Source organism: Cupriavidus sp. SIMBA_020 (genome assembly GCF_046535395.1).
GTDB classification, from domain to species: domain Bacteria; phylum Pseudomonadota; class Gammaproteobacteria; order Burkholderiales; family Burkholderiaceae; genus Cupriavidus; species Cupriavidus campinensis.
In genome coordinates, this window is record NZ_JAWRWU010000017.1 from 102,946 (window position 1) to 115,895 (window position 12,950).

The 12,950-nt window shown below is 63.4% G+C and carries 9 protein-coding genes; all 9 read left to right on the plus strand.

The features are described from left to right. The first annotated feature begins 6 nt into the window (after nucleotides 1–6). Nucleotides 7–567, plus strand: coding sequence for a fimbrial protein (locus SB751_RS25245; protein ID WP_186296823.1), 561 nt, complete (start codon nucleotides 7–9; stop codon nucleotides 565–567). A gap of 164 nt (nucleotides 568–731) precedes the next feature. Beyond that, nucleotides 732–1,268, plus strand: coding sequence for a type VI secretion system contractile sheath small subunit (tssB, locus tag SB751_RS25250; protein ID WP_144197616.1), 537 nt, complete (start codon nucleotides 732–734; stop codon nucleotides 1,266–1,268). Nucleotides 1,269–1,305: 37 nt separating this feature from the next. Continuing rightward, nucleotides 1,306–2,808, plus strand: a complete 1,503-nt coding sequence (gene tssC / locus SB751_RS25255; protein ID WP_410748673.1) for a type VI secretion system contractile sheath large subunit — start codon at nucleotides 1,306–1,308, stop codon at nucleotides 2,806–2,808. Nucleotides 2,809–2,923: 115 nt separating this feature from the next. Beyond that, on the plus strand, nucleotides 2,924–3,406 hold the full coding sequence (locus SB751_RS25260) for an Hcp family type VI secretion system effector (RefSeq protein ID WP_144197618.1): 483 nt from the start codon (nucleotides 2,924–2,926) through the stop codon (nucleotides 3,404–3,406). An 81-nt stretch (nucleotides 3,407–3,487) separates the two neighbouring features. Next, entirely contained in the window at nucleotides 3,488–4,039 is a 552-nt protein-coding gene (tssJ, locus tag SB751_RS25265; protein ID WP_244844476.1) for a type VI secretion system lipoprotein TssJ, read from the plus strand. 5 nt (nucleotides 4,040–4,044) lie between these two features. Further along, nucleotides 4,045–5,394: a type VI secretion system baseplate subunit TssK gene (gene tssK / locus SB751_RS25270; protein ID WP_144197619.1), complete on the plus strand. Its 1,350-nt coding sequence runs from the start codon at nucleotides 4,045–4,047 to the stop codon at nucleotides 5,392–5,394. Further along, entirely contained in the window at nucleotides 5,391–6,704 is a 1,314-nt protein-coding gene (tssL, locus tag SB751_RS25275) for a type VI secretion system protein TssL, long form (RefSeq protein WP_144197620.1), read from the plus strand. Before tssK ends, tssL begins: the two co-directional genes overlap by 4 nt. A gap of 12 nt (nucleotides 6,705–6,716) precedes the next feature. After that, nucleotides 6,717–10,646 carry a type VI secretion system membrane subunit TssM gene (gene tssM, locus SB751_RS25280; RefSeq protein ID WP_410748674.1) on the plus strand — a complete coding sequence of 1,310 codons (3,930 nt, stop codon included), beginning with the start codon at nucleotides 6,717–6,719 and terminating at the stop codon, nucleotides 10,644–10,646. Nucleotides 10,647–10,698: 52 nt separating this feature from the next. Then, on the plus strand, nucleotides 10,699–12,950 hold a 2,252-nt coding region (locus SB751_RS25285), incomplete at its 3' end, for a type VI secretion system Vgr family protein (RefSeq protein WP_410748675.1).

Genomic DNA, 12,950 nt, shown 5'->3' on the forward strand with positions numbered 1-12,950 from the left:
CAAAGAATGAAGATGCACGCTAAGTTGCCCGTCATACAGCAAGCGAGGCCGTTACCACGGACGCTTCAGGCGCTCTTGGCCGTCGGCCTGACCATGCTGTGTGCCTCCGCCTTTGCAGACGGCAGCAAACCATCCGTCGCGTTGAACTTCACGGGGAAGTACGTCACGCAAACCTGCCGCCACTCAGGGTCGCCCCAACTAGAGGTCAGCCTGCCAACGATCCCAACAGGCGCTTTGAAGAAAGCCGGAGACACAGCGGGCGACACCATGTTCACGATCAATCTGGTGTGCGAGGGTGGTCAAGAGCCCGTGGCAGTCTTGTTCCTCACCAATAGAAGGGTCGACGGGCGGTTGAGATCCGTTGGCACCGCGCAGAACGTCCAGGTCCAATTGCTCAAGGCGGACGGGACACCAATCGTGGTGGGCGATCACTCCACGACGCCGATGTTTCCGATGTCGCCGACAGGATTAATGTCGCTCTCATTCGTTGGGCGGTACTACGCGACGGGACCCACCACCCCGGGGTCGGTCATGGCCGACACCTGGTTCTTCATTGAGGTGCGCTGACGCTAGCTCAGAAACTTCCGACAAGACCCGGAACTTTCGAACGTTTCCTATATCGCGGCCCCGCTTCGAGACCTACCATGCTTCTCGCAGGCCCATGCGGCGGAGCTCGGGTCCGCGGATCTCACGGCAAGTCCCACATCACCACGCATTCGACGGAGTATCCCATGTCAGCATCCAACAGTTCACAGAAGTTCATCGCGAGGAACCGCGCGCCACGTGTGCAGATCGAGTACGACGTCGAGATCTACGGCTCGGAAAAAAAGATCGAACTGCCATTCGTGATGGGTGTGCTTGCCGATCTTTCCGGTACGCAGGTGGATCCGCTGCCGCCGGTGGCGGATCGAAAATTCTTCAACATCGATGTCGACAACTTCGACGAGCGCATGAAGGCGATGAAGCCGCGTGTGGCGTTCCCGGTGGCCAACACGCTGTCGGACGAGGGCCAGTTGATGGTGGACATGACCTTCGAGAGCATCGACGACTTCTCGCCTGCCGCCATCGCCCGCAAGGTCGATGTCCTCGCCAAGCTGCTCGAGGCCCGTACGCAGCTCGCCAATCTTCAAACCTACATGGACGGCAAGTCCGGCGCCGAAAGCCTGGTTGCACAGGTGCTCAAGGACCCGGCGCTGCTGAATGCACTGGCCAAGGCACCTCGCCCCGAGGCGGCGAAGGACGCGGACGACCAGGCCCAGGCGCAGTAAGGACAGCAACCGAAACCGAGTACAAGACATGGCAGACATGGCAACACGTGACACGCAATACAAGGCCGCGACAGCGCAGACGCTCGACCGGAAATCCGACTTCAATGCGCTGCTGACCAAGGAATTCAAGCCGAAGACCGAGCAGGCGCGAGAGGCTGTCGAGAACGCGGTCAAGACACTCGCGGAGCAGGCGCTGGCTAATGCGGTGACGATGTCCGACGATGCTTACAAGAGCATTGAGGCCATCATCGGCGAGATCGACCGCAAGCTATCGGAGCAGATCAACCTCATCCTGCATCACGAGGACTTCCAGAAGCTGGAAAGCGCGTGGCGCGGGCTGCACCACCTGGTCACCAACACAGAGACCGACGAGAAGCTCCGTATCCGCTTCATGGATATCTCGAAGGACGAACTGCGCCGCACCATGAAGCGCTTCAAGGGCGTGGCGTGGGATCAGAGCTCTCTGTTCAAGCAGATCTACGAGGAGGAGTACGGTCAACTTGGCGGCGAGCCTTATGGCTGCCTGGTGGCCGACTATTACTTTGATCACACGCCGGCAGACGTGGACCTGCTCGGCTCGATGGCAAAGGTGGCTGCCGCCGCGCACGCGCCGTTCATTAGCGGCGCGTCCCCATCCGTGCTGCAGATGGATTCCTGGCAGGAGCTCGCCAATCCGCGGGATCTGACCAAGATCTTCACGCAGAACCTCGAGTATGCGCCGTGGAACTCACTGCGGTCGTCGGAGGATTCGCGCTACATCGGCCTGGCCATGCCGCGTTTCTTGTCCCGTCTGCCGTATGGCGTGCGCACCAACCCGGTGGATGAGTTCGATTTCGAGGAAGAGACCGACGGTTCCGATCACCAGAAGTACGCGTGGTCGAACGCCGCCTACGCGATGGCGGTGAACATCAACCGCTCGTTCAAGCGCTACGGTTGGTGCACTTTGATTCGCGGCGTCGAAAGTGGCGGCGTAGTCGAGAACCTGCCCTGCCATACCTTCCCGACCGACGATGGCGGTGTGGACATGAAGTGCCCGACCGAGATCGCCATTTCGGACCGCCGCGAGGCCGAGCTGTCGAAGAACGGATTCATGCCGCTGATCCACCGCAAGAACACCGACTACGCGGCGTTCATCGGTGCACAGTCGCTGCAGAAGCCCGCCGAGTACTACGATCCGGACGCCACGGCCAACGCCAACCTGTCGGCACGTCTGCCCTACCTGTTCGCTTGCTCGCGCTTTGCCCATCACCTCAAGTGCATCGTGCGCGACAAGATCGGCTCCTTCAAGGAGCGCGACGAAATGGAACAGTGGCTCAACGAATGGATCATGAACTACGTCGACGCTGACCCGACGAACTCGAGCCAGGAAACCAAGGCGCGCCGCCCGCTGGCCGCTGCGGAGGTAGTGGTCGAGGACGTCGAGGGTAACCCCGGCTACTACCAGGCCAAGTTCTTCCTGCGTCCGCATTTCCAGCTCGAAGGCCTGACGGTATCGCTGCGACTGGTAGCCAAGCTGCCGCTGGTAAAGGCAGCCGCCTGAGCATCGTGGCGCGGCGGAAGTCGTGCCTGCGATCTCGATTCCGAGTCACGGCGGGGGCTCGTCAAACAAGCCCGCCATCGGCAAGTCATATCTACTGAACAAGGAAATTCTCACTATGGCACAAGACATCTTCCTGAAGATCACCGGCATCGATGGCGAGTCCGAGGATAGCGTTCACAAGAGCGAGATCGAGGTGTTGAGCTGGTCGTGGAACGTCAGCCAGCAATCCAACATGCACGCCGGATCTGGCGGCGGCGCTGGCAAGGCCACTGTCGATGATCTGCAGTTCGAACACTATATCGACCGTGCCAGCCCGAATCTCGTGCAGTACTGCCTGCTGGGCAAGCATATCGACGAGGCTCGCCTGGTGGTCCGCAAGGCCGGCGGCAGCCCGCTCGAGTACATCAAGTTCACGATGCATGACCTGCTGGTCACGCAGGTGAGCCCCTCTGGCCTCAGCTCGGACGAAGCACGTCCGCGTGAAATCGTGCGTCTGTCGTTCTCGCGCCTGAAGCAGGAATACGTGGTGCAGAACGCGCAAGGCGGCAGCGGCGGTGTGATCACCGCGACGTTCGACGTCAAGAAGAACACCGCCTGAGTCTCCTGGTTGTCGTGCAATCCGGTTGCGATTCGGCGGCCGGGTTGCCCTGTGCGCAGCCAAACCGAATCGAACATGTTCATGCGCTTTGATCTGACTCCCACCGGAATGGCAGGCACTCGCGCCACTCGGTGGATGGCGATTGGGTGGTTGCTGCTGACGGCATGCCTGGTCTTGCAAGGATGCAGCACTGCACCGACGCGCAAGGAGGTGTCGAAGTTGAAGCTCCATATCGAGACGAGCGGGCACCTGAACAGCGATGAACAGGGTCGCGCAGCGCCGGTCGTGGTGCGCGTCTACGAGCTCAAGTCTGCTGCGGCGTTTGATAACGCCGACTTCTTCACGCTTCAGAACGAGGACAGGAAGGTGCTAGCTGCTGACCTGCTTGCCGTCGACGAGTTCATCTTGCGACCCGGCACCGGCGAACGTATCGAACGCAAGTCCAACCCGGCCACAACCGCAATCGGCGTGCTGGTTGGCTATCGCGACCTGGGCAAATCCGTGTGGCGCGCGACGTGGCGACTGCCCGAAGCGCCGGACGCGGCCTGGTACCGCGCAGTGGTGCCCGACAGGACTATCGCCCTGAAGATCGAGGCACGCGATCAAGCTGTTTCGATTACTGAGGTCAACTGATTGCCATGAGCTACCACAATAAGATTGTCTGGAGTGAAGGGCTATTCCTGCGCCCTCAGCTGTTTCAGCAACAAGAGCGCTATCTTGAATATGTTGCACAGCGATGTGTGACAACGCTTAGTCCGTTCTCATGGGGATTCAGCCAGTACGAGATCGATCAGAGCGCTTTGTCCTTCGGCAAGGTGGCGATCAAGCGTGGATCGGGCATCTTTCCCGATGGCACACCGTTCGACACGCCAACTGAGGCGCCGCCGCCACCACCGCTGACGATCACGCCCGAGCATCTCGGCCAATTGATTTACCTTGCTGTGCCGCTACGCCTTGCCAACACCGAGGAAACGATCTTCGAGGAGCAGGCCGGGTCGCTGGCGCGGTATCTCGCCTTCGACGAGGCACTGCGGGACGCAAACGCGATCGGACAAGGTCCGAAGCCGGTCCAGATGGCTAACCTGCGGCTGCGGCTGTTGCCTGAAAAGGAACTGAGCCAGTCCTGGATCGGCATCGCCGTGGCACGCGTCCAGAGCCTGCAGCCAGACGGGTCTGTCGTCCTTCATGAGCGGGATCATATTCCTCCGGTGGTGCACTTTGGCGCCAACGCCTTGCTGCGGGAATGGGTGACGCAGTTGCACGGACTGGCGAAGCTGCGTGCCGACGCGTTGGCGAATCGTCTTTCGGGCAGCCATGGGCGCAGCGGAGCCGTTGCCGAAGTTGCCGACTATCTGCTGCTCCAGGTTCTCAACCGGCATGAACCCCTGCTCGAGCACATCGGGCAGATTGGCGAGACCTCGCCCGTCGAACTCTACCGCGCGCTGCTCTTGCTATCCGGCGACCTGGCGACCTTTGTCCGCCCCCAAACGCGGCGACCGGAGCTTGCGCCGGGCTACGACCATGCGCGTCTCTTTGAAAGCCTGTACCCACTCGTTACCGAGGTCCATTACCTGCTGAACCAGGTGCTGATCCGTGGGGCGCAGCCAATTCCGCTGGTGGAGCAGCCGCACGGCATTCGCCTCGCGACAATGCTGCCAACGGAGCTGGCCGGCTTCGAGAGCCTTGTGCTCGCAGTCGGCGCGCAGATGTCGCCCGACGTGCTGCAACAGCAGTTCGCCGCACAGGCCAAGATCAGCCAGCCTCAGCGCTTGCCGGAACTGATTCGCTCACACCTGCCCGGGCTCCAGATGCTGCCGCTGCCCGTGCCGCCGCGCCAGATTCCGTTCAATGCCAATTACGTCTATTTCGAACTGTCCCGGACCGGCGTGTTCTGGGACCAGATCGCTCAGCAGGGCGCACTGGCCATGCATATCGCCGGCAGTTTTCCCGAGCTGAAGATGGAACTGTGGGGGGTGCGTCATAAGTGAGCGCCGGGAACTTTGAATCGTCGGACGATTTCGCGTTTCTCACCGAGACCGGCGTGACGGACGTACAGACGCCATCTGGCGCGAAGGTGGCGGTCTCGCGCGAGACCATGTCGCCAACGGAAGCCGATGTGCTGTTCGCGTTCGATCCACCAGTGGACGTGGAACGACGGCTCGAGGCGGTGCGGGTCGCCAGGAATCCGCTCATGGAAGCGGCTGGCCCGCTGCTGCGTATGCTGGCCGACATGCCGGCGACGATGGCGTCGCAGGAGGAGATCCGCGCGCTGCGGCTCCTGCTGGCGCGCGAAGTGGACCGTTTCCAGACCCTTTGCGAGCGTGCCAACCTCCATTGGACGCACATGGCGGCGGTGCGTTACTGCCTCTGCACAGCGCTTGACGAGGCCGCCAACCGCACGCGATGGGGCGGCGGTGGCGCCTGGGCGCGCAACAGCCTGCTGATTGCCTTCGAAGGCGAGAACGACGGCGGTGAGAAGGTCTTTCTCCTGATCGGCCGGATGGCTGCCGATCCGCAGACCTACATCGACGTGCTCGAGATCCTGTACCGCATCCTGGGCCTGGGTTTCGAAGGCCGGTACAGCGTGATCGAGGATGGCAGGCGTCATCTGGAGCAGGTGCGGCATCGCCTTGCCGCGCTGGTCGCGGGCGCGCGCGATGCAGTGCCGGTCGAACTGTCCCCACGCTGGAAGCCCGCCGAGCCGGGCCGCCTGCGTGCGTTGCGCGGCGTGCCGCCATGGAGCCTGGCCGCCGTGGCAGCGGTGATCGTGTTCGGTTTGTTCGCCTGGTACAAGTATCAATTGCTCACAGCCGGGGGCGCGTTGCACGCGCGCATTCACAGTATTCCGCGCGGATCGGTGCAGGCGCCGGCGCGGCTCCGCCTGTCGATTCTGCTCAAGGACGAGGTGGCGCGCGGCCTCGTGAGCGTGGAGGAGGACGACCGGCACAGCCTGGTCATCTTCAAGGGCGATTCCATGTTTCCGTCCGGTAAGAGCGAAGTGCGTGCGGACATGTATCCGACCCTCGAAAAGGTGGCAAAGGAGGTGGCCCGAGTCGGCGGACAAGTCGTCATCACGGGTCATACCGATAGCCAGCCGATCCGTTCGCGGGAGTTTTCGAGCAACGAAGCGTTGTCCGAGAAGCGAGCGGCATTCGTGGCGAAGATCCTGGAGTCGGGCGGCACGCCCGCGAATCGTATCGCGGTCCATGGCCGTGGCGATGCGCAACCCGTGGCCAGCAATGGCACGGCGGAAGGACGTTCCCGCAACCGGCGCGTGGAAGTCATGGTGACGCAGTAGCGCGGACCCAACATGCATAACTTGAAGACCTTCTTCTCCCCCCTGTTCTCGAAGGCGATGCTGGCGTTCCTCGCCGTCGTGGCGCTGGGACTGGCCGTCTGGTTCCTCGGCCCCTGGCTCGCCTTCGGCGCTCATCATCCTCTTGGCGATCTGTCGCTACGCGTGACCGCCATCGTGATGCTGGTCGTGCTGTACGTTTGCTGGTTGCGGCGCTGGCCGTATAGCCCGCTCGCGGTAGCCGCGGTGTGTATGTTGCTGTGGCATCTCGGCCCGCTCCTTGCGCTCGGCGAAGTTCGTCCACTGGCTTCCTATGGTGCGCGTACCGTCTGCATTCTCCTGATCGTCATTGCCTACGGGGTATACGGTGCCTGGCGTCTGTGGCGCGCGTTGCGCAGCAACGATGCCCTCGTCAAGCGCATCTTCGCGGCGCCCGATGACGCGGCTGCTCGGCCAAGGGAAGAACTGCACGTGCTTGGCGCCATTGTCGGCAAGGCTGTCCAGCATGTCCGACGCATTCATGGGCGCGGGCTGGGCCTGAAGCGATTTTTTGAGAGTGACCGCCAACTTTACGATCTGCCGTGGTTCTTGATGCTGGGCACGCCGGAGGCGGGCAAGACCATTGCCGCTCTGAATTCCGGACTCGAGTTCCCGGAAGCAGACCAGATGAATGCGGTCTCTCTGAAGGCGCCGCAGGGCACGACCTATTGCGACTGGTGGTTCACCAACGAGGCGGTACTGATTGATGCGGCCGGCCGGTACGCCGATCATTGCGCCGGCGAGACGGATGAACCCGAGCGCAACAAGACGGAGTGGATCGGCTTCCTTGGGCTGTTGCGCAAGCACCGCCCGCGCGCGCCTGTCAATGGCGTGGTGCTGGCACTCAGCGCCTCGGAATTGCTGGGCAAGTCGCCCGACGAGCGGATCGCCCTCGCTGCGACCCTGCGCACGCGGCTGACTGAGCTGCGGCACGAGCTTGGCATCCGCTTCCCGGTGTATGTGCTCGTCACCAAGGTCGATGTGCTGCCGGGCTTCGGCGAGTACTTCCAGTCGCTGACTGCCGAAGGCCGTGCGCAGGTTTGGGGGATTGCCGTCTCTGCACCGGATGACGGTACGGTTCGCGGCGTCAATAATCTGCGCGAACAGTGCGTCGAGGAAATCGGCGTGCTCGTTGATCGCCTGGAAGCGGGCGTCAACAATCGGCTGATCGAGGAGTACGAGACCGAACGCCGCAAGCGCCTGTATGCGCTGCCGGCGGAATTCGGGTGCCTGGCTGACGTGGTGCTCGATGTGGTGTCGCTCGTGTTCATGGATTCGCGCTACGACAGCACGCAGATCGACAGCGCCTTGCGCGGCGTGTACTTCTCGAGCGCAATGCAGTCAGACGTGACGATTGCCGCCGACAAGACCACGCTGCTCCAGCGGCTGCGCGGTGGCGCCATCCGCTCCGTACCCAGCGATACCGGAGCAGAGGCCGAGACATCGGGTGCCCCTGGCGCCGAGACGTCCGGCTATCGCAGCTACTTCCTGCACAACCTGTTCCAGCAGGTGATTGTGCCGGAAGCCCACCTGGTTCGGCCGAACCTGCGCTGGGAACTCCGCTTCCGGGCGATGCGCGGGGCGAGCTATCTGGCGTCGATCGTGGTGTGTGGCTGGCTGGTCTATGCACTCATCGCGAGTTTTGAGAACAATCGCGATTACCTTACGGCCATCGACGCGAAGGTGACTGCGCTCGATGAACGGGTCAAGGGATATCGGAAGCTGCACGAGCCGGCGGCCTTGCCCGCCATGCTGAACGCGTCGGCCGAGTTGCCGCACCTCGGGCAGCTCGATCTCGCCAATCCCGGCTTCGATTACCGATACGGGCTCTATGCCGCGCCTCCGGTCATCGACGCCTCGGGGCGAACCTACGCCATCCTGTTGCGCCAGACACTACTGCCGCATGTCGTGCGGCGTCTAGAGGATTCGCTCGATGCGCGGATGGAGGCCGGCGATCCCGACGGCGTCTATAGTGCCCTGACGGCTTACCTGATGCTGTATGACAGGAAACACTTCGACGCCGCGGTGTTCAAGGCGTGGGTGCTCAAGGACTGGGAGCAGTCGGACAGCAGCAGCGCTGTGTTCGGCGAGCCCCACCGGATGCGCCAGCACCTCCAGGCCCTGTTCGATGGCGACGACCTGTCGCCGACCACGCCGCGGAACGCGTTGCTGGTGGACCGCGCACGTCGCTACCTGAGCAGCAACCCGGCACCGCGCCGGCTCTATGAGCGGGCCATGGTGGAGATGGCCAAGGAGGCGCCCGAGCCGGTCACCCTGGCGCGCGCGGCGGGGTTGCAGGCAGGATCGGTCCTGACGCTCGCGGACAGCGACCTGCTGGAGCAGGGCGTGCCCGGCCTCTACACGTATGACGGTTACCACAAGGTGTTTGCGCGGCGGCTGGCGCACTTCCTTGTCAAGGCCCAGCCTGCGGATGCCTGGATCATGGGGCGCACGGAGTTGCAGACAAAGGCCGGCTACGGCCAGGACGTCGCCACGCTGATGGCCAGTTCGCCGCTGGCCGAAGATATCCGCCGTCAATATCTGATCGACTACGCCAACTACTGGCAGCGTTTTCTGGAAAGCGTGCGGCCGGCGATGCCGGACGCAGCGGAGCAGGGCGGTTCCACAGTGCTCGATCTCCAGATCCTGCGCATCCTGTCCTCCGCGGATTCCCCGCTGGCACGGCTGGCCCGCACTGCCATACGCGAGACGTCGCTGTCGGTGGCGGACGACGAGGAGGACGGCATGGATGCCGCGCAAAAGGCTGTCACGGCGACGGGCATGTCGTCGCGGCTCCATACGGTGACGCGCGCGGCCAGTGCTGCATCCGCGCTCGGCGGCACGAATCGGCTGCGCCGCGTGGAGCGCGAACTGGTCGACAACCGCTTCGCGGCGTTGCGCGAGGTGGTTACCGGGCACGCCGATGGGGGCGCCGGCACGGCTCCCGCCAGCGCGCCGGTGGCTGCGCTCGGCTCCGGCGGCAATGCGCTCCACCTGGGCGGCATCTTGGCGCTGCTGGGCGAGCAGTACACCCGGCTCTCTGTGGCGGGTGCCGCGCTAGCGGCGAATAGCATGCCGCCGGCGGTCGACATCGGCACGATGCTGCAACTGGAAGCCGAGAAACTCCCCGCGCCGTTCCGCGCAGTGCTGGCCGGTATATCCGTTCAGGTAACGCAGAAGGTCAACGCGGGCGTTGGCACGCTTTTGGCGGCCCAGCTCGAATCATCCGTCGGTGCGGCGTGCCGCCGCGCTATCGCGGGCAAGTATCCGTTCGTGGCGGATGCGAGCCAGGATGTGGACATCGAGGACTTCCACCACATCTTTGCGGCCGATGGCCTGCTGGATGCCTTCTTCACCCGAACGCTTGCGCCGAACGTCGATACCAGTTCCCGGCCATGGCGGTACAAGGCGCTCAGTCCCGGCATGCCGCCCATCCACGGCCCAAGCCTGGAACCGTTTGAACGGGCCGCAGCTATCCGCGAGACGTTCTTCCGCGAATCGGGCGGGAAGCGGATGGCGTGGAAGGTGGATGCTCGGGTGGCCAATCTTGACCCCGAGATCCTGGAACTTTCGCTCGACATCGACGGCCAGCAGATCCGCTATGCGCATGGCCCGGTCGTGACGTTCCAACTGGGATGGCCGGGGCCACGCGGCGGGGCGGTAGCCGGGATGTCGGCCAGCCCGAAGATCCGGCCCGATACGTCGACGATCGTGACGTCCGGCCCGTGGGCCCTGTTCCGGCTGGTTGATCAAGGTCGGCCAGTTGGCACGGCCTCGGCCAGCCGCATGGTCGTGGATTTCACATTCGACGACCGCCATGCGGCACTGGAATTCGTGACGGGCGGGCACGCGAATGCGCTGTCCGGTCAGCTTCTCAGGGGCTTTTCCTGCCCGAAGGGCACGTAGCGCCGGCCATGCCGACGACGTTGGAAACAGACTGTGATTGCATAGGGAAGAGATGGCTACTGAATTCTTGAACGGCGTTGCTTCGCAGAATCGTACCGTGGCGATCCGCAGCGCGGCTATGCCCACGGTGGCCGGCTTGCCGGCCCTGGAGTTCCTGCAGGTTCATGGAACGGAGCGGCTTGGCCGACTGTTTGAGTACGAGGTCCAGCTACGCACGCCGGACGACTACCAACTGCCGCTGGCGGCGAGCGCGAACCTCGACCTGAAAGCGTTGGTTGGCAAGGAGATGACGCTCTCGATCCAGATTGATGGGAGCGGCAAGGGGCCAGGCACCCAGGTAGGGCGAGGCACTCGGGAGATCAGTGGGCTCGTTGTCTCGGCCGGTTACCTGCACCAGGAGGGACGCTATAACGTCTATCGCGTGGTGTTGCGGCCGTGGTTGTGGCTGGCCACGCTGACCAACGACTTCAAGATCTACCAGGACAAAACCGTACTCGAGATCATCGACGACGTCCTGGCCGACTATCCCTACCCGGTGGAGAAGCGGCTCGACGTGGGAAAGTATGCGCTGACGAGCGAATCCGAGCGCAATGATCCGCGCAAGTTCCAGGTCCAGTATGGCGAGACGGACTTCAACTTCATCCAGCGCCTGATGGAGGAATGGGGCATCTACTGGTTCTTCGAGCATTCGGACGGCAAGCACCGGCTTGTGTTGTGCGATCACATCGGGGCACACCGCCGCGTGCGCAGCGAGGCTTACCACCAGATCGAATATCACCCCAACGACGACAAGATCGATATCGAACACATCGCGGCGTTCTCTGTGCACGAGGCACTGCGTACCGGCCGCGTGGAAGTGGACGACTACGACTTCACGCGCTCGCGGGCAAGGCTGCTGCAAGCTAATCAGCAGCCGCGTCGCACCACATGGGCCGACCGGGACGTGTTCGAGTGGCCAAGTGACTTTACCGACGCACGACATGGCGACATGATCAGTCGTGTCCGCATGGAAGAAGCGCGCGCGGAAGGGGCGCGCGCGTTCGGCCATGGCAATGTACGCGGCGTGGCTTGCGGCGAGACCTTCGTGCTCTCCCGCCACGCGCACCGCAGCGCGAACCGCGAGTACCTCGTGGTGGAATCGAGGCTGACGCTGACAGAGATTGCCGACGAATCGGGCGCCGGCTATCAGTACCAATGTCGGAACGAGCTCGAGGTGCAGCCGACCAACGAGGTCTTCCGCATGCCCCGCACGACGGCCAAGCCCAATACGCACGGTCCGCAATCGGCGATTGTGGTCGGTCCGCCGGGCTCCACGGTCTGGACGGACGAATTCGGCCGCATCAAGGTGCGCTTCCTGTGGGACCGCTACGCCCGTAACGATGAGTCGGACTCCTGCTGGGTGCGTGTGGTGCAGGCCTGGGCTGGCGCCAAGTTCGGCAGCATCTATATCCCGCGCGTTGGCCATGAGGTAATCATCAACTTCATGAACGGCGACCCGGATCGGCCACTGGTCACCGGCAGCCTCTATAACAATGCGACGCAGCCGCCCTGGGACCTGCCTGCCAGCGCTACCAAGAGCGGCTTCAAAAGCCAGACGCCGGGTGGCGGGCCGGACAACTACAACGGCGTCCGGTTCGAGGACAAGGCCGGCATGGAGGAGTTCTACCAGCAGGCCGAGCGCGATATGGTCAGCCTGACCAAGCGGAACGAGACGAAAACCGTCGGCATGGACCTGGCGATGGGCGTGGGTATGAACTTCAACCTCGGCGTTGGCGCACTCTATGCCACTAACGTGGCCGGCGGATCGGTCCACACGGTCGGCGCCGCGTATTCCATGAGCATCGGCGGCATATCTGCGGTGAACGTCGGCGGCGCTTCGACCTACTCGGTGGGCGGCGCATACCTGGTGAGCATCGGCAAAGCGATGGCCGTCAGTTCCGGCGAGGCCCTGTCGCTGACCTGCGGGGAAGCTTCGCTGACAATGGCTAGCGACGGAACGATCAAGCTCGTGGGCAACAAGGTCGTGATCCAGGGTACGCAACTGGACCTGAACCCGGGCGACGGCAAGAACAAGGGCGGCGGAGGCGGTGGCGGAGGAGGCTTCTTTGCGATCGGGCTGGCCGCGCCGTCGGTACCGATCGTCGTGCCCATGCTGGGTCTTGGCGCTCGCGCCGATGGCGGAGGGATGCCGGGCCCGCCGGGGCCAACAGGGGCGACGGGGGCGACGGGGCCAACAGGGCCAACAGGGCCAACAGGGCCAACAGGGCCAACAGGGCCAACAGGGCCAACAGGGCCAACAGGGCC

Excerpts from the sequence above, each read along its gene's own strand:
- SB751_RS25245 (WP_186296823.1), top strand. The coding sequence starts at position 7 with ATGAAGATGCACGCTAAGTTGCCCGTCATACAGCAAGCGAGGCCGTTA.
- tssB (WP_144197616.1), top strand. The coding sequence starts at position 732 with ATGTCAGCATCCAACAGTTCACAGAAGTTCATCGCGAGGAACCGCGCG.
- tssC (WP_410748673.1), top strand. The coding sequence starts at position 1,306 with ATGGCAACACGTGACACGCAATACAAGGCCGCGACAGCGCAGACGCTC.
- SB751_RS25260 (WP_144197618.1), top strand. The coding sequence starts at position 2,924 with ATGGCACAAGACATCTTCCTGAAGATCACCGGCATCGATGGCGAGTCC.
- tssJ (WP_244844476.1), top strand. The coding sequence starts at position 3,488 with ATGCGCTTTGATCTGACTCCCACCGGAATGGCAGGCACTCGCGCCACT.
- tssK (WP_144197619.1), top strand. The coding sequence starts at position 4,045 with ATGAGCTACCACAATAAGATTGTCTGGAGTGAAGGGCTATTCCTGCGC.
- tssM (WP_410748674.1), top strand. The coding sequence starts at position 6,717 with ATGCATAACTTGAAGACCTTCTTCTCCCCCCTGTTCTCGAAGGCGATG.